The 16,008-nt window shown below is 63.4% G+C and carries 15 protein-coding genes and 1 pseudogene; 6 read left to right on the plus strand and 10 right to left on the minus strand.

Annotated elements, in window-relative coordinates; genetic code table 11:
- Positions 1 to 70 precede the first annotated feature (70 nt).
- The 7 genes and pseudogenes from ACNANG_RS05015 to ACNANG_RS05045 form a co-directional block, all read right to left on the minus strand.
- Positions 71 to 1,387, minus strand: a complete 1,317-nt coding sequence (locus ACNANG_RS05015; RefSeq protein WP_420226250.1) for a sulfate adenylyltransferase subunit 1 — start codon at positions 1,385 to 1,387, stop codon at positions 71 to 73.
- Positions 1,387 to 2,300 (minus strand): annotated as a pseudogene (gene cysD, locus ACNANG_RS05020) (sulfate adenylyltransferase subunit CysD). Before cysD ends, ACNANG_RS05015 begins: the two are co-directional and overlap by 1 nt.
- Before the next feature lie 3 nt (positions 2,301 to 2,303).
- On the minus strand, positions 2,304 to 3,167 hold the full coding sequence (locus ACNANG_RS05025; RefSeq protein WP_420226251.1) for a phosphoadenylyl-sulfate reductase: 864 nt from the start codon (positions 3,165 to 3,167) through the stop codon (positions 2,304 to 2,306).
- Positions 3,164 to 4,222, minus strand: a complete 1,059-nt coding sequence (locus ACNANG_RS05030) for a sulfate/molybdate ABC transporter ATP-binding protein (RefSeq protein WP_420226252.1) — start codon at positions 4,220 to 4,222, stop codon at positions 3,164 to 3,166. The genes ACNANG_RS05025 and ACNANG_RS05030 overlap by 4 nt, the downstream gene beginning before the upstream one ends.
- Before the next feature lie 18 nt (positions 4,223 to 4,240).
- A complete protein-coding gene (gene cysW / locus ACNANG_RS05035) occupies positions 4,241 to 5,182 on the minus strand; it encodes a sulfate ABC transporter permease subunit CysW (protein ID WP_420226253.1) in 942 nt (313 codons plus the stop codon).
- Positions 5,182 to 5,973: a sulfate ABC transporter permease subunit CysT gene (gene cysT / locus ACNANG_RS05040; RefSeq protein WP_420227455.1), complete on the minus strand. Its 792-nt coding sequence runs from the start codon at positions 5,971 to 5,973 to the stop codon at positions 5,182 to 5,184. The genes cysW (ACNANG_RS05035) and cysT (ACNANG_RS05040) overlap by 1 nt, the downstream gene beginning before the upstream one ends.
- Before the next feature lie 184 nt (positions 5,974 to 6,157).
- Positions 6,158 to 7,135 carry a sulfate ABC transporter substrate-binding protein gene (locus tag ACNANG_RS05045; RefSeq protein ID WP_420227456.1) on the minus strand — a complete coding sequence of 326 codons (978 nt, stop codon included), beginning with the start codon at positions 7,133 to 7,135 and terminating at the stop codon, positions 6,158 to 6,160.
- Between the two features lie 283 nt (positions 7,136 to 7,418).
- Between ACNANG_RS05045 and ACNANG_RS05050 the strand changes: the two genes are divergently transcribed.
- Positions 7,419 to 8,438: a CysB family HTH-type transcriptional regulator gene (locus tag ACNANG_RS05050; RefSeq protein ID WP_420226254.1), complete on the plus strand. Its 1,020-nt coding sequence runs from the start codon at positions 7,419 to 7,421 to the stop codon at positions 8,436 to 8,438.
- A gap of 40 nt (positions 8,439 to 8,478) precedes the next feature.
- Here the strand turns inward: ACNANG_RS05050 and ACNANG_RS05055 are convergent, their stop codons facing one another.
- Positions 8,479 to 8,883, minus strand: coding sequence for a DoxX family protein (locus ACNANG_RS05055; RefSeq protein WP_420226255.1), 405 nt, complete (start codon positions 8,881 to 8,883; stop codon positions 8,479 to 8,481).
- A 173-nt stretch (positions 8,884 to 9,056) separates the two neighbouring features.
- Positions 9,057 to 9,698 carry a peroxiredoxin gene (locus tag ACNANG_RS05060; protein WP_420226256.1) on the minus strand — a complete coding sequence of 214 codons (642 nt, stop codon included), beginning with the start codon at positions 9,696 to 9,698 and terminating at the stop codon, positions 9,057 to 9,059.
- Between the two features lie 243 nt (positions 9,699 to 9,941).
- Between ACNANG_RS05060 and ACNANG_RS05065 the strand changes: the two genes are divergently transcribed.
- From ACNANG_RS05065 to cysW (ACNANG_RS05080), 4 genes are all read left to right on the plus strand, one after another.
- Positions 9,942 to 10,550 (plus strand): RBBP9/YdeN family alpha/beta hydrolase, encoded by a 609-nt coding sequence (locus ACNANG_RS05065; protein WP_420226257.1) that lies wholly within the window; start codon positions 9,942 to 9,944, stop codon positions 10,548 to 10,550.
- Positions 10,551 to 10,616: 66 nt separating this feature from the next.
- Complete coding sequence (cysP, locus tag ACNANG_RS05070; RefSeq protein ID WP_420226258.1) at positions 10,617 to 11,624, plus strand: thiosulfate ABC transporter substrate-binding protein CysP; 1,008 nt, start codon at positions 10,617 to 10,619, stop codon at positions 11,622 to 11,624.
- A gap of 39 nt (positions 11,625 to 11,663) precedes the next feature.
- Positions 11,664 to 12,509, plus strand: coding sequence for a sulfate ABC transporter permease subunit CysT (gene cysT, locus ACNANG_RS05075; protein WP_420226259.1), 846 nt, complete (start codon positions 11,664 to 11,666; stop codon positions 12,507 to 12,509).
- A 2-nt stretch (positions 12,510 to 12,511) separates the two neighbouring features.
- Positions 12,512 to 13,363, plus strand: coding sequence for a sulfate ABC transporter permease subunit CysW (gene cysW, locus ACNANG_RS05080; protein ID WP_420226260.1), 852 nt, complete (start codon positions 12,512 to 12,514; stop codon positions 13,361 to 13,363).
- 178 nt (positions 13,364 to 13,541) lie between these two features.
- Here the strand turns inward: cysW (ACNANG_RS05080) and ACNANG_RS05085 are convergent, their stop codons facing one another.
- Positions 13,542 to 15,368 carry an alkaline phosphatase D family protein gene (locus ACNANG_RS05085; RefSeq protein ID WP_420226261.1) on the minus strand — a complete coding sequence of 609 codons (1,827 nt, stop codon included), beginning with the start codon at positions 15,366 to 15,368 and terminating at the stop codon, positions 13,542 to 13,544.
- A 259-nt stretch (positions 15,369 to 15,627) separates the two neighbouring features.
- On the opposite strand from ACNANG_RS05085, the gene ACNANG_RS05090 reads away from it, so the two are divergent.
- Positions 15,628 to 15,993, plus strand: coding sequence for a type II toxin-antitoxin system RelE/ParE family toxin (locus ACNANG_RS05090; RefSeq protein WP_420226262.1), 366 nt, complete (start codon positions 15,628 to 15,630; stop codon positions 15,991 to 15,993).
- Positions 15,994 to 16,008: the final 15 nt, after the last annotated feature.

Genomic DNA, 16,008 nt, shown 5'->3' on the forward strand with positions numbered 1-16,008 from the left:
GACCGGTGCGGCGCGGCCACGCCCACGTTCAACAGACACGCCGCCGCCGGGCTGCCCGCCAGAACGGCGTTTAGTCGGCCAACGCCTTGCGTACCATGCCCGCCGCCGCCGTCTGATGCGTCGCCTCGTCGATCAGGATGAAGGCGCCGGTCGTGGCGATCTCGTCATACAGATCCACCACCAGCGGATCGCGCGTGGCGATCACGACGCGGCCAATGTCGTTCATCGCCAGTTGGACCGTGCCATCCTGCACGTCGAGCAATTCATGGATGTCACGGCGCGACACCACGGACTTGATCTTGGCCGACGTCAGCCGCGTTCCCTGCTTGAGCAGATACTTGCGCGCCGGATTCAGCGCCTGCGTATCGAGCCAGCAGATCTCGGCATCGAACTGCCGCGTGACGGTGCCGGCGGTCTCGACATGCGACAGCACATCGCCCCGAGACGCGTCCACGTCTTCATTCAAGACGACGGTAACGGCGTCGCCAGCGATCGCCACATCCACCGATCCGTCGAAGGTGACGAGATCCTTGACGGTGGCTTGCGTTCCAGCCGGCTGCACGACGATCCGGTCGCCACGGCGCAAGGTGCCACTGGCCACCTGCCCCATGTAGCCGCGGAAGTCGTCGGCCCGGTCGCCGCCATGACGCGCCACCATCTGGATGGGAAAACGCAGCGCGTGGTGATCGTTGCCTTCACGCACTTCCAGCGATTCAAGCAACGCCAGCAAAGGTTCGCCGTCGAACCACGGCGTGTGTGGCGAACGCGTGACGACGTTGTCGCCCGTCAACGCCGACAGCGGCAGCACATGAAAATGGGCAATGCCCAGCCTGGCGGCCAATGCCGAATACGCTTCGCGGATGCGATCGAACACGGCGGCGTCCCAGCCGACCAGGTCCATCTTGTTGACGGCCACCACCACATGCTGCAGGCCCAGCAGCTTGACCAGCATGCTGTGGCGGCGCGTCTGCGCCAGCAACTGGCCATCGACCACGCGGGTCGCATCGATCAGGATGATGGCCACGTCGGACGTCGATGCGCCGGTTACCATGTTGCGCGTGTATTGCTCGTGCCCCGGCGCATCCGCAATGATGAACTTGCGTTTGGGCGTCGAAAAATAGCGGTAGGCCACATCGATGGTGATGCCCTGCTCGCGCTCGGCTTCCAGTCCGTCGGTCAGCAGCGACAGGTCGATCGTGTCGCCCACGGTGCGCTTGTACTTGGCGCGCGAAATGGCGTCGAGCTGATCGGCAAAGATGCCCTTGCTGTCGTACAACAGGCGGCCGATCAGGGTCGACTTGCCATCGTCCACGGAACCCGCCGTGATCAGGCGCAGCACGCCGGTATCTTCGGTGGAAAAGAATGCGGGATCGGTCATCGCGTTCATCAGAAATAGCCTTCTTTTTGCGGCGCTCCATCGAGGCCTCGGAGGTCTGGTCGTCCATGCGGGTGGCGCCGCGTTCAGTGATGTCGGTCACGGCCGTCTCGGCAATGATCGCGTACGGATCGGCGGCATCGGATGCGACCGGACACGTGCACGAAATGTCGCCCACGGTGCGAAAGCGCACGGTCACGTTCTCGATGGTTTCGCCGTCAGCGGGCGGGGTGATGGGCGTAACCGGCACCAGCAGGCCCTTGCGGCGGATCACGTCGCGTTGGTGCGCGTAATAGATCGACGGCAGCGCCAGGTTCTCGCGCGCAATGTATTGCCATACGTCCAGCTCGGTCCAGTTCGAGATCGGAAACACTCGCATGTTCTCGCCCTTGTGGACGCGCGTGTTGTACAGGTTCCAGAGCTCGGGACGCTGGGCCTTGGGATTCCATTGACCGAACTCGTCGCGGAACGAAAAGATGCGCTCCTTGGCGCGCGCCTTTTCTTCATCGCGGCGCGCACCGCCGATACACGCGTCGAAACCGAATTCTTCGATCGCTTCGAGCAGCGTCACCGCCTGCGCCGCGTTGCGCGAATCGGTTTCCTTGCGCAGCACGACCGACCCGCGCTTCATGGAATCTTCCACGCTGCGCACGATCAGGGTCTCGTTCAGTTCGGCGGCGCGGGCGTCACGAAAGGCAATCACTTCGTCGAAGTTGTGGCCCGTGTCGATGTGCATCATCGGGAACGGAAACGCACCCGGGCGGAAAGCCTTTTCGGCCAGGCGCAGCAGCACGCAGGAATCCTTGCCGCCCGAAAACAGCAGCACGGGTTTGGCGCATTCGGCCGCGACTTCGCGCATGATGAAGATGGCCTGCGCTTCCAGCCAGTCGAGATGGCTGCGCGTGGGGGTCAGAGTAGTGGACATGATTCAGCCTGAACGCTTCGAAAATTCAACAACGGAGACGGGTATGGCCGACACATTGCCGGCATGCAGCCCGCACTCTTTGGAGTCGGATGACTCCCACCACCAGCGGCCAGCGCGCAGGTCTTCGCCGGGGCGGATGGCGCGGGTACAGGGTTCGCACCCGATGGATGGGTAGCCCCGGTCATGCAGGGGATTGGTCGGGACACCCAGCTGGCGCAGCGTCTGCCATACGTCGTCCTGCGTCCACAGCGCCAGGGGGTTGTACTTTTCAAGGCCGAACACGGGGTCGTGTTCCCGCTCGGGCAGTTCGCCCCGCGTGACCGCCTGCTCGCGCCGCTGCCCGGTAATCCACGCGCTGCGTCCCGCCAGCGCGCCGCGCAGCGGCACGACCTTGCGGATGTCGCAGCAGGCCTTGCGCAGCGGCACGCTTTCGTAGAAGGCGTTGGCGCCGTGTTCGTTCACATACCGGTCGACCGCGATCGGGTCGGGGCGGACCACGCGGACGGTCTTGCCATAATGCGCGGTGATCGTGTCGATCATGCCCAGCGTTTCGGGGTTGAGCCGGCCGGTGTCGAGCGTGAAGATGTCGATCGCAATGTCGTTCGCGAAAATCGCGTGGGTCAGCACCATGTCTTCGGCGGCCAGCGAGGAAGCCAGGACGACGTCGGGGTGCTCGTCGGCAATGTCGCGCAAGGTGGAAACCAGGGCGTCGTAGCGGGCTTCGGCAGCGGCCGGCGATCGGGGCGCATCGGCGGCGGCCGACGTTGCAAACGCATCGGCGGTGGCCGATGCCGGGAACGCATCGCCAAGCGGCGTGCCCGGCGCGCCGTCAAGGGCCGCCGCGCTGTCATGCAATGTCGTGCTCATGTCAGGAATACCTGGGCGTTGCGCGGCCGGATGACCAGCGTTTCGCCATTCTGCGGGTTCAGTTGCTGGAACTCGGAAACCGGGATTTCCACTTCAATGGGGTTCTCGCGGCCTTCGCGCACCAGCTCCAGATAGGCGCTGGGACCCGATAGATACGCACGGGAAAACGTGGTGACGATGCCTTCATCGCCCAATGCGCCGCGCCGCACGTCGAATTCGTGCGGCCGCACATAAGCCGTTGCCTTGGCGTCCTGCGCCGACGCATGTTCGGGTGTCTGGAGCGCGTAGCCTTCCACATCGACCACCCCGCCGTGCGCGCGGCCCTGGAACTGATTCACATCGCCCAGAAAGCCGTACACGAACGGGGTCGCGGGGCGCTCCCATACTTCGCGCGGCGTACCCACCTGTTCGATCTTGCCCTGGTTCATCAGCACCACGCGGTCGGCCACTTCAAGCGCCTCTTCCTGGTCATGCGTCACGAAGACGCTGGCCACGTGCAATTCATCATGCAGGCGGCGCAACCAGCGGCGCAGTTCCTTGCGCACCTTGGCATCCAGCGCGCCGAAGGGCTCGTCCAGCAGCAGCACGCGCGGCTCCACGGCCAGCGCGCGTGCCAACGCAATGCGTTGACGCTGTCCACCCGACAGTTGCGACGGATAGCGGTCCGACAGCCAATCCAGCTGGACCAGGTTCAACAGGCGGTGGACCTTCTCGCGGATCTCGGCATCGCTCGGGCGGATGGCGCGCGGCTTGACGCGCAGGCCAAACGCCACGTTTTCGAACACGGTCATGTGACGGAACAGCGCATAGTGCTGGAACACGAAACCGACCTGGCGTTCACGCACGTGCACGTCGGTCGCGTCTTCGCCCGAGAACAGCACACTGCCCTGATCCGCCGTTTCCAGTCCCGCGATGATGCGCAGCAGCGTGGTCTTGCCACAGCCCGACGGCCCCAGCAGCGCGACCAGCTCGCCGGATTCGATATGCAGCGAAATATCGTTCAACGCCTTGAAGGATCCAAAGGCTTTGGACAGATTGCGGACTTCAATACTCATGGAGCATCCTTGTGCCGATCATGCGGCAAGGGTCTGTGGTCGAACCGAGGGCCGGCCAGGGCCTGTCCCGGGGCCGGTCACCGCGCTGGCGCCCGGGCCGGGATACTCGGCAGGCAGGCCGGCTTCGGCGCCCTGCCGGGACGATCGCCACTCGACCAATGATTTCAATACCAGTGTCACCAGCGCCAGTACCGCCAGCATGGAGGCCACCGCAAACGACGCCTGGTAGGCATATTCGTTGTACAGAATTTCAACGTGCAACGGGATGGTGTTGGTCTCGCCCCGGATCCGTCCAGAGACGACCGACACCGCCCCGAATTCTCCCATGGCGCGCGCATTGCACAGAATCACGCCGTACAGCAGGCCCCACTTGATGTTGGGCAGCGTGACGCGGCGAAAGATCTGCCAGCCCGACGCGCCCAAGGTCAAGGCCGCCTGCTCTTCTTCGCTGCCCTGCGCCTGCATGAGCGGGATCAATTCGCGCGCCACGAACGGGAAGGTGACGAACGTGGTGGCCAGCACCACCCCCGGCACCGCGTAGACGATTTTCAGATCGTGCGCCTGCAGCCATTCGCCGAACCAGCCCCGGCTGCCGAACAGCAGCACGTACACCAGGCCCGCCACCACGGGCGATACCGAGAACGGCAGGTCGATCAGGGTGATCAGCGCCTGCTTGCCGCGGAACTGGAACTTGGTGATGGACCACGCGGCCGAAATGCCCAGCAGCACATTCAGCGGCACGGCGATCAAGGCAACGAGCAAGGTCAGTTTGATGGCCGACCACGCATCAGGTTCCACCAACGCTTCAAGATACAGCTGCCAGCCTTTCTTGAAGGCTTCGAGGAAGACAGCCGCCAGCGGCAGCACCAGAAACAAAGCAAGAAAAGCAAAGGCGATTCCCAGCAGCAGAATTCGTACGGCCACGGGCTCGGTCAGATGATCGGGACGCGATGCGGACATCAGAGGGCCCTCCCGATGCCGCGGCGGGCCTGCCACCATTGCAGCGCATTGATGACCAGCAGGAGCACGAACGAGAACACCAGCATGACGGTCGCGATCGCAGCGGCGCCCGCGTAGTCGTATTGCTCGAGCTTGCTGATGATCAGCAGCGGCGTGATTTCGGAGACCATGGGCATGTTTCCGGAAATGAAGACGACAGACCCATACTCCCCTACCGCGCGCGCGAACGACAGCGCGAAGCCGGTCAGCAGCGCGGGCAGCAAGGTCGGCAGCAGCACCCGCAGGAAGGTCTGGACGCGGCCCGCGCCCAGACTGGCCGCGGCTTCTTCCAGTTCGCGTTCGGCGTCTTCGAGCACGGGTTGCACGGTACGGACCACGAACGGCAAGCCGATGAAGATCAGCGCCACCACCACCCCCAATGGCGAATAGGCCACTTTGATGCCTAGCGGTTCCAGATAGCGGCCCAGCCAGCCGTTCTGCGCGTACAGCGCGGTCAGGGCGATGCCGGCCACGGCCGTTGGCAGCGCGAAGGGCAGGTCGACCAGGGCATCGACGATCTTCTTGCCGGGAAAGGTGTAGCGCACCAGGCACCAGGCGACGATGGACCCGAACACCAGATTGACCAGCGCGGCAATGAATGACGCGCCGAAGGTCAGCTGATAGGAAGCGACCACCCGCGGCGCGGTGACCGTGGCCCAGAAGGTGGCCCAATCCACCGTCGCGCTTTTGAAGAAGAGCGTGGACAGCGGGATCAGCACGATCAGGCTGGTGTAGAGGACGGTGAACCCCATGCTCAGGCCAAAGCCCGGCAGGACGCCAACACGCCGCACGCGAGAAGGCCGCGCGGCAGGGGGCGGGGACGAAAGGGGCGGCAGCGATGCCGGTGCGTGGGCGCTCATGCCACCCACCTTCCGGAATGCAAACGGCGCGCCCGTGGCGCGCTTCGTTTACCGCAGCATGAAGCTACGCCAAGAATCATTTTTTGCCTGGTTGATAGAGCTGATCGAACGTCCCGCCATCCGCGAAATGCGTCTTTTGCGCTTTCTGCCATCCACCGAACACATCGTCGATGGTGATCAGCTTGACCTTGGGATAGGCCGACGCATACTTGGCCGCCACCGCCGGATCACGCGGACGGTAATAGTTCTTGGCAATGATTTCCTGCGCTTCGGGCGTGTACAGGAACTTCAGATAGGCCTCGGCCGTGGCGCGGGTGCCCTTCTTGTCGACGTTCTTGTCGACCACGGCCACCGGCGGTTCCGTCAGGATGCTGAGCGACGGCGCCACGATTTCGAACTTGTCCGGACCCAGGTCCTTCAAGGACAGCAGCGCCTCGTTTTCCCAGGCAAGAAGCACGTCGCCCAGGCCGCGTTCCACGAACGATGTGGTGGCGCCTCGGGCGCCGCTGTCCAGCACCGGAACGTGCTTGAACAGTTCGCCGATATAGGCGCGGGCGCTGGCCTCGTTGCCGCCCGGCTGCGCCAGGGCATAGGCCCAGGCGGCCAGGTAGTTCCAGCGGGCGCCGCCCGAGGTCTTGGGATTTGGCGTGATGACCGATACGCCCGGCTTGATCAGATCGCCCCAATCCTTGATGCCCTTGGGATTGCCCTTGCGCACCAGGAACACGATGGTGGACGTATATGGGGAGCTGTTCTGCGGCAGACGCTTCTGCGAGTCGGCAGGCAGAGCCTTGGCATTTTCGGCGATGGCGTCGATGTCGTAAGCGAGCGCCAGCGTGACCACGTCGGCGTCCAGTCCGTCGATGACTGACCGAGCCTGCGTGCCGGAGCCGCCATGCGACTGGCGCACGGTCACGGCAATGTTGGCGTCCTTCAGGTACTTCGCGGCGAAAGCCTTGTCGATATCCTTGTACAGCTCACGGGTCGGGTCATACGACACATTCAGCAGGGTCTGCTTGGTTTGCGCATGGACGGCAGGCGCCGCGGCGATCATCGCTGCCAGTGCAACCGCCACACCCAAAGTCTTCCAACGTGTCATGCCCGCTTCCCCTGCTTTATTGTCGAGCCGCCATATTCCGGGACACGACGCGCTAAGGGAACGAAGTCTTTGCTTATTGTTTATTCCATAAAACCATATGGAACCGGTGCGTTAGAACATTCCTGTCTTTATGCGCCGAACAGATGAGGTCATGCAAACACGGTCGTTGGTTCCAACTTACCTACAAGGCACCATGTGCGGTTTCCGGGAGATCGCGTCCCGCCCAAGGAGCAACAGCGTGAATTTCCAGCAACTGCGTTCGGTACGGGAGGCCCTGCGCCGTGACTTCAATCTGACCGAAGTGGCCAACACCTTGTTCACGTCCCAGCCCGGCGTCAGCCGGCAGATCCGCGAGCTGGAGGACGAACTGGGCATCACCCTGTTCGACCGCGCCGGCAAACGCCTGACCGGGCTGACGGAACCTGGCAAGGAAGTGATCAAGATCATCGAACGGCTGCTGATCGAACAGGAAAACCTGAAGCGCGCCGCCCAGGAATTCTCGTCGCGCGACCTGGGGCGGCTGACGCTGGCCACGACCCACACGCAGGCACGGTATGCCTTGCCGGTCGTGGTGCAGGCGTTTCGACAGCGCTTTCCGCATGTGCGGCTGAACCTGCAGCAAGGGTCGCCCACGCACATTGCCGAATGGGTGGCAGCGGGCGAAGCCGACATCGGCATTGCAACCGAAAGCCTGGCCACCGATACGCGCCTGCGCTCGTTCGCGGGCTACCGGTGGAGCCACGTCGTCGTGGTGCCGCACGGCCACCCGCTGGCGAACGTGGCGCGCCTGACGCTGGATGAACTGACCGACCACCCGTTGATTACCTATGACACCGGCCTGACCGGCCGGTCGCGTATCGACGAAGCGTTTGCGCATGCTGATCTGACCCCCGACATCGTGCTGACCGCGATGGACGCCGACGTGATCAAGACCTATGTGGCGGCAGGCCTGGGCGTCGGCATCATTGCGTCGGTGGCCTACGATCCGGAAGAAGACCGCAAGCTGGTCGCGGTGTCGGCTGAACACCTGTTTGCGTCCAACATGACGCGCGTCGCCATACGCAAGGGGGCGTATCTGCGCAATTTCGCGCTGTCATTCATCGAGATGTTCGCCCCGCACCTGAGCCGGCAGTCGCTGCTGGGCAATGCCGGCGGCGAGCCGCTGGACGCGCTGGATGCGGCGGTGCCCATCGAGCCTTCGCTGGCGGGCGCCGCACGGCAGCCCACGCACGGGCTGCGGCAGGCCGACGCGGCGTAATGAGCGTCGCGAGGGGCGGCCAGAGCCGCCCCCGTGGGCGTCAGTTGTACTTGCCCGTCTTGCCGCCGATGCTGTAGCGCCCTGCACCCAGGAAGGCAATGGCCAGGCCCGTGAACAGGAAGAACGCCTGGAGTTCCAGGGCCCAGCCACCGGTCTTGGTGATCGTGCCCAACTGGCCCATGTGCGCCAGGAAAACCGCGAACAGCATGTTGATGACGACCAGCACGCCACCGACGCGGGCGTAGATGCCCAGGATCAGAAGGATAGGCGCGAGCACTTCGCCCACGTACGCGCCATACGCCACGAAAGCCGGCAGGCCATGCGACGCCAGCATGCCTTCGGCGCCGCCGACGCCGTTGAATACCTTGTTGATGCCGTGCAGCAGAATCAGGATGCCCAGCGTCAGGCGCAAAATCAGTTTGCCGAGGTCGTCGGTGTTGTTCATCAGCAGATCCCTAGTGATCGAAGAGTGGACGAGATCGTGACCCTAGCAGGACATTGGACAGCCGTCGAGAGGGCTCAACAGTTAAACGCACATCGACCGCCCGCCAACCCTGACATTAAGGCTGAACGGGCGGTCGATCGCACGTGTTGCGGGCGGGAACCCGCCCTGATGATTTACTTGTTGGGTTGCGGCGTCGTGCGCAGGTAAGGCTTGACGACCGTATGGCCCTTGGGGAACTTGGACTTGATGACTTCCGGGTCCTGGATGGACGGCAGGATGATCACGTCTTCACCATCTTTCCAGTTGACCGGCGTGGCCACGCTGTACTGGTCGGTCAGTTGCAGCGAATCGATCACCCGCAGGATTTCGTCGAAGTTGCGGCCCGTGCTGGCCGGGTAGGTAATGGTCAGGCGGACCTTCTTGGCCGGATCGATCACGAACACCGACCGCACGGTGGCGGTGGCGCTGGCGTTGGGGTGGATCATGTCGTACAGCGTAGAGACCTTGCGATCGGCGTCGGCCAGGATCGGGAAGTCCACGGTCGTGTTCTGGGTTTCGTTGATGTCGCCGATCCACTTCTGGTGCGACGCGGCTTCGTCCACCGACAGGGCCAGCACCTTCACGTTGCGCTTGGCGAACTCTTGCGCCAGCTTTGAGGTGTAGCCCAGTTCGGTCGTGCATACGGGGGTGAAGTCGGCCGGGTGCGAAAACAGCACGCCCCAGCTGTCGCCAAGGTACTCATGGAACTTGATGCGGCCCTTGGACGAGTCCTGCTCGAAATCGGGGGCGGTGTCGCCGAGGCGTAATGTCGACATAATGTTCTCCACGTAATGGTTTTGTGTCGGTAAGACCGTCGCAACGGGGCAGTCGCAGCCAGCAATTCTGTAGGCTGGACGCGCGCCGGCGAACCAATACTTGCACATATCGATATGCCAGGCAAAGGGCGAAGGGCGCGGCAGGGCGGCCCGGCACGCGCTTCGGCTCATAGAACTTATAGTAATTAACAAAACATTAAATCTTCGTTCCAAGTAATGAAGACAGCAGGGATGATGCATCCCATGCGTCTACAACCCCTTATCGTCCCTGGCTGGCGCAATTCCGGCCCCGAGCACTGGCAAAGCGCCTGGGAAGGCTGCTTGCCGCGCGCCAGCCGCGTCATGCAGGCCGACTGGGAGACGCCGCGGCTGGCCGACTGGGTGGCCGAACTGTCCGCGACGATCGACGCATCCAACCGTCCGCCGCTGTTGATCGCCCACAGCCTGGGTTGCGTGACGGTGGCGCATCTGCCGCTGGGCATCCGCGACAAGGTGGCCGGCGCGCTGCTGGTTGCGCCAGCGGATGTGGAACGCCCTGGTGCGCCTGACACGCTGCACAGCTTCCGTCCGGTGCCCATGCATACCCTGCCCTACCCCAGCGTGGTGGTGGCCAGCACCAACGATCCCTATTGCTCCCTGGACCGCGCGCGCCGTTTTGCCGATGCGTGGGGCAGCCGGCTCGAAGTGCTGGAAGACGCCGGGCACATCAACGTGGCATCGGGGTATGGCAACTGGCCCCAGGGCCTGAAACTGCTGGCTGCCCTGCGCCGGCGCGCGCGCTGGCGCGTGCCGGTGGCCGTCTGTCGGACGCCGCCGCTGGCCGGCCACGTGCCGCCTTTGGGCTCGCACTGAACCGTCCCCTCTTTTTCTTCTTTTTTCGCTGTCCATCAAGCGCTGTTCATCAAGGAATCCGAGTTCATGTTCAAGAAATTTTTTATGTTGAGCGCCGTTACCGTGGCTGCCCTTGCCGGCGGCGCGGCGCATGCCCAGGAAAAGACCCTGCTCAACAGTTCCTATGATGTGTCGCGTGAATTGTTCGAAGCCGTCAATCCCAAGTTCATCGCCGCCTACAAGGCCGAGTCGGGCGAAACGCTGGTCATCAACCAATCCCATGGCGGCTCGTCGCGTCAGGCCCAGGCCATCGTGCAGGGGCTGAAAGCCGATGTAGTCACCTTCAACCAGGTCACCGACGTCGACTTCCTGGCCGACCGCAATCGGCTGGCCAAGGATTGGCAGAAAAAATTCGCCAACAACAGCTCGCCTTTCTACAGCACCATTGCCTTCCTGGTGCGCAAGGGCAATCCCAAGAACATCAAGTCGTGGGACGACCTGGTGCGCGACGACGTGAAGCTCGTCTTCCCGAACCCCAAGACGTCGGGCAATGCGCGCTACACCTATCTGGCGGCCTGGCTGTATGCCAACCAGCAGACCAAGGGTGACGACGCCAAGACCAAGGCCTTCGTCGGCAAGCTGCTCAAGAACGTTGCCGTGTTCGATACGGGTGGCCGCGGCGCCACGGTCAGCTTTGCCGAACGCGCGCAAGGCGACGTGCTGCTCAGCTTCGAATCGGAAGTGAACAACATCAAGAACGAATTCAAGAGCGCGGGTTACGAAGTGGTTGTGCCGCCAGTCAGCATCCTGGCGGAATTTCCGGTGGCCGTGGTCGACAAGGTGGTCGACGCCAAGGGCACCCGCAAGGAAGCGACGGCCTATCTGAACTATCTTTACACCAAGGAAGCCCAAACGCAGCTCACGACGTTTTATTATCGTGTCCACAACCCTGAGGTCGTGAAGGCAACGGCAAGCCAGTTCCCCGCCGTCAAGCTGCTTCGCGCGGAAGAGCTGTTCGGTTCGTGGGACAACATCACCAAGACCCACTTTGGTTCGAACGGCATTCTCGACCAGTTGCTCGCTCAGGGACGATAACCTCGGGACGTTGACGCCCGACGAGGAATAGGACACCTGGTGCCCCGATCAACCCTGTTTTTCACCCGGCATCCCACGCTGCCGGGATTCACGCTCAGCTTCGGTCTGAGCGTGTTGTTTTTAAGCCTGGTCATTTTGCTGCCGCTGTCGGCGCTGTTCATCTATACGAGCGGCATGTCGTGGCAGGAATTCTGGGCAGCGATATCGGACCCTCGCGTGGTCGCCAGCTACAAGGTGACCGCGCTGGGCGCCCTGTACTCCACGATCATCGTGACCGGGGTCGGGCTGCTGCTGGCCTGGATCATCACCCGCTATGACTTTCCGGGACGCAAGCTGGTCGACACGCTGGTCGACCTGCCCTTTGCGTTGCCGACCGCCGTGGCCGGGCTCACCCTGGCCGCGCTGTTCGCCGCCAACGGGTGGATTGGCCAATATTTTGCAATGGCCGACATCAAGATCGCGTATGCCTTTCCGGGCATCGTGATTGCCATGATCTTTACCAGCCTGCCCTTCGTGGTGCGAGCGGTGCAGCCCGTGCTGCAGGACGTCGGCCCCGAATACGAAGAAGCCGCGCATACGCTGGGCGCGACCCGCGCGCAGACCTTCTGGCGCGTGATCCTGCCGTCGCTGGTGCCGGCGCTGGTAACGGGCGCGTCGCAGGCCTTCATCCGCAGCCTCGGAGAGTTCGGCGCCGTGATCCTGATCGCCGGCAACATGCCGTTCGAAACCGAAATCACGTCATTGATGATCTTCGTGCGCCTGGCCGAATTCAATTACCCGTCGGCGGCCGCGATCGCGTCGGTGGTGCTGCTGGCCTCGCTGGTGCTGCTGTTCACGCTGCAGCTGCTGCAGGGCCGTTTCCTTTCCTGGCAACGCAGGGGCTAGCCATGCAGAAACCTCGTGGTTGGCAACAATGGTCGTTGGTAGCGGCAGGCCTGGTCTGCGTCGTGGTGCTGCTGATCCTTCCGCTTGTCATCATCTTTGCCAAAGCCTTCAGCGCCGGGTGGGCGGCGGTGGCGACGAACCTGGCGGACCCCGACATGGTCCACGCGATCCAGCTCACGCTATTCACCGCGGCCATTACCGTCCCGGTCAATCTGGTGTTCGGCATCCTGCTGGCCTGGTGCGTGACGCACTACGAATTCCGCGGACGCAAGCTGCTGGTCACGCTGATCGACATCCCGTACGCCACGTCGCCCGTGGTGGCGGGCCTGTGCTATCTGGTGATCTACGGTAGCGAAAGCGCGCTGGGCGCATGGTTCTCTGCCCGCGACATCCAGTTGATGTTTGCGTGGCCCGGCATTGTGATGGTCACGATCTTCGTGACGTCCCCGTTCGTTGCCCGCATTCTGATTCCGTTGATGCAGGCGCAGGGCAGCGACGAAGAACAGGCCGCGCTGACACTGGGAGCGGGCGGCTGGCAGATCTTCCGGCGCGTGACGCTGCCCAACATCAAATGGGCGCTGCTGTATGGCGTGGTCATCACCAATGCACGCGCCGTGGGGGAATTCGGCGCGGTGTCGGTGGTGTCGGGAGCGATCCGCGGGCAGACGGTCAACCTGCCGCTGCTGGTGGAGCAACTGAACGACGACTACAAGACGGTGGGCGCGTTTACGGCGGCGGGTCTGCTGGCCTGCATGGCGCTCCTGACCCTGGTGCTGAAGACCATCATGGAATGGTCGCAAAGCCGGCGGGAGCAGGGGCAAGGCGCTGCGGCGAGGTTGGGCGTGCGGCATTGATCGGCGGATCGATGATCGATTGATCAATGCGCGATCTGGTTTCCTGACTAGCGCGTCGAAACGGCCTGGGCAACGTGACGTTGTCCGGGCCGTTTCGTTTCCGGGGCGCCGCCGCCTTCTCATCGCGAGCCCCAGCTTTTCCAGGCATGGTCTCAGAGCTGGCGTCCAGCCAGTGCCGTTACACCGCCAAGAGCCTGCGGTTTGCCGCGCCTGGCAAGGCGCGCAGGCTCTTGTTCAAAGACGCCTGGTAGGTCTTGGCTTGCACCGTATCGACCACGTACCAATCGGATCGCGCTTCGGTGGCGGTCACGGTCAGGACCAGATAGCCACGTCTGGCGGTTTCGGCATACTTGAGCGACCCTGCCAGTCGCGCGCCGGCGCCCAGGGTGTTGAGGTTCGCCAGCGACGTCAGCGCAAAGGCCAGCTGGTCCGCCGGAAAGCCCGCGCCCAGGTATTCCTCGAAACCTGGCGACGTGACGGATGAGGTCGCGAATTCCACGCCCACCGCCGCGCCCGCAAAGGCGCCCGCGCCCACGCGCAGGTCGCTGGACCACGCGTTGTGCGTATCGCCTGCAAGCACCACCAGGTTCTTGTCGAGTGCGCGCGCAATCTCGTACACCGTCTCGCGCGCGGCCCAGTAGCCGTCCCACGAATCCAGGTTGTAGGGAATCGACGGCAAGGACAGCAGGGCCCGTTGCGCGGCGGTCAGGGTCGGATCGCCAGCCGCCTGGCGGCCCAGCAGGGTCAGGTAGGCGGCCGGGTCCAGCTTGATGGCCGACGGAATCTGCACAGTGCCCAGTTGCCCGGCGCCTTCCAGCAGGCCCAGCAGCACCGGCAGCGGGATCTGCACCGCGCCCATCAGCACCTGCTGCCCAAGCACCTGCCAGGTGGCGGTGGACGCGGTCATGCGTTGCTGCAGCCAGGCCGTCTGCTCCGCGCCCAGCAATTGGCGGTCGGACTTGGACACGTCACCGGCAAACTGCGCCAGGAAGGCCTGCACCCCCGCCACTGGATCCGGATTGCCGAGTAGCGCCGGGAAGTAGGCGCTGTAGTCCAGTTGCCTGTTCCGGGCGATCACACGCGAATCCAGCATGTGCAGCGACATGACGTCGCCAAAATCAAAGCTGCGATAGATCTTGTTGAGCGGGCTTTGCTCCCGGGTGGGCAGCCACTCGTGGTAGGCCCGGATGGCCGCCGCCTTGCGCAACGCAAAGTCTCCTTCGGTGGCGGGCTGGTGGTTTTCGGCGCCGTCGGTCCAGGCGTCGTTGGCGATCTCGTGATCATCCCATACGGTAATGAACGCCATGGCGGCGTGCGCGTTCTGCAGGTCAGGGTCGCTGCGATATTGCGCATACCGGCGGCGGTAGTCGGCCAGCAGAACGATCTCGTTCGCCGGGTCCGACACGCGTCCCAGCGCGGCCGCCTTGTCGGACGCATAACCGGTGCTGGCGTATTCGTAGATGTAGTCGCCCAGGTGAATGGCCGAATCCAGATCGGTGCGTTTGGCGACTTCGGCATACACATGAAAGTAGCCGGCCGGGTAGTTGGAGCACGACAGCACGGCCAGGCGGACGGCGTCGACCTTGCCGACAGGCAGCGTCTTGCCCTTGCCGGCAGGGGACGTGCGATCGCCCTTGCGGAAGCGGTAACGATAGACCGTGGCAGGCGACAGTCCGTCCACGTCGACCTTGACCGTAAAGTCGCGCGACGCATTCGTGGTGGCCGACCCAGACCGAACCACGTTGGCGAACGCATCGTCGGTGGCGACCTGCCAGTCGACCGTCACGTCGCCGTCGCCATTGCCTTCCGGCACGGCGCGGGTCCAGATCACCAGGCGGTTGGACAGCGGGTCGCCGCTGGCCACCCCGTGCGTGAAGCCGACGGCGGGATCGGCATCGTCACCGCCCCCACACGCAGCCAGACCCATCGTGGCCGACACCGAGGCGGTGCCGGCAGCCACACGCCGGAAGAAACGACGGCGCGGCAAAGCAGTGGAGTCGACCATGACCATTCCCGATAGTGAAGTCCCGGGAGTGTGGGCGCGCTGCGTGACAGTGGCGTGACCCCCTCACGGCGAGCGCAAGCTGGCCGATCGTAGTTCTTCGAATGGCTCGAACTCGACCTATGCCATGGCCAACCCCTGCACCAACGCCGATGCTGGCGCTTGAAGCGATGGCATTCATGGTGGGTCGGCCGATACACGTCATCACCCCGCCGCAGCGTGCGGTCACGCTTGAAATTAACCCTTCGGAGGAATAGTATTCATGCAGTGGGTGGTCGAATATACCGATGAATTCGGCATCTGGTGGGAAGAGCTCGATAACGCGGAGCAAGTCGACGTTGCGGCATATGTGACCAAGCTTGAACAGCGTGGCCCAAACCTTCCGTTTCCCTACTCAAGCGGTATTCAGGGGGCACGTATTGCCCACTTGCGCGAGCTTCGCGTGCAGCGTCGTGGCACGCCCATACGGGTGTTTTATGCCTTCGACCCGCGCCGGTCCGCCATATTGCTGATCGGCGGAATCAAATCGGGCGACAAACAGTTTTACGAGCGGATGATCCCGCTGGCAGATGCGCTTTACCAGACACACCTGCAAGAACTGAACAAGGAGATTGACAATGGCGGGTAGGCATTCTTTCGCCCA

Origin of the sequence: Pigmentiphaga litoralis, from assembly GCF_048632615.1 — a bacterium.
Classification (GTDB): domain Bacteria; phylum Pseudomonadota; class Gammaproteobacteria; order Burkholderiales; family Burkholderiaceae_B; genus Pigmentiphaga; species Pigmentiphaga litoralis_B.

What these genes read in the sequence shown, in the direction of transcription:
- ACNANG_RS05085 (WP_420226261.1), bottom strand. Translation starts at nt 15,368, where the DNA reads ATGGTCGACTCCACTGCTTTGCCGCGCCGTCGTTTCTTCCGGCGTGTG.
- cysT (WP_420227455.1), bottom strand. Translation starts at nt 5,973, where the DNA reads ATGGGGTTCACCGTCCTCTACACCAGCCTGATCGTGCTGATCCCGCTG.
- cysW (WP_420226260.1), top strand. Translation starts at nt 12,512, where the DNA reads ATGCAGAAACCTCGTGGTTGGCAACAATGGTCGTTGGTAGCGGCAGGC.
- ACNANG_RS05025 (WP_420226251.1), bottom strand. Translation starts at nt 3,167, where the DNA reads ATGAGCACGACATTGCATGACAGCGCGGCGGCCCTTGACGGCGCGCCG.
- ACNANG_RS05045 (WP_420227456.1), bottom strand. Translation starts at nt 7,135, where the DNA reads ATGATCGCCGCGGCGCCTGCCGTCCATGCGCAAACCAAGCAGACCCTG.
- ACNANG_RS05055 (WP_420226255.1), bottom strand. Translation starts at nt 8,883, where the DNA reads ATGAACAACACCGACGACCTCGGCAAACTGATTTTGCGCCTGACGCTG.
- cysW (WP_420226253.1), bottom strand. Translation starts at nt 5,182, where the DNA reads ATGTCCGCATCGCGTCCCGATCATCTGACCGAGCCCGTGGCCGTACGA.
- ACNANG_RS05030 (WP_420226252.1), bottom strand. Translation starts at nt 4,222, where the DNA reads ATGAGTATTGAAGTCCGCAATCTGTCCAAAGCCTTTGGATCCTTCAAG.
- cysP (WP_420226258.1), top strand. Translation starts at nt 10,617, where the DNA reads ATGTTCAAGAAATTTTTTATGTTGAGCGCCGTTACCGTGGCTGCCCTT.
- ACNANG_RS05090 (WP_420226262.1), top strand. Translation starts at nt 15,628, where the DNA reads ATGCAGTGGGTGGTCGAATATACCGATGAATTCGGCATCTGGTGGGAA.
- ACNANG_RS05060 (WP_420226256.1), bottom strand. Translation starts at nt 9,698, where the DNA reads ATGTCGACATTACGCCTCGGCGACACCGCCCCCGATTTCGAGCAGGAC.
- ACNANG_RS05065 (WP_420226257.1), top strand. Translation starts at nt 9,942, where the DNA reads ATGCGTCTACAACCCCTTATCGTCCCTGGCTGGCGCAATTCCGGCCCC.
- ACNANG_RS05015 (WP_420226250.1), bottom strand. Translation starts at nt 1,387, where the DNA reads ATGAACGCGATGACCGATCCCGCATTCTTTTCCACCGAAGATACCGGC.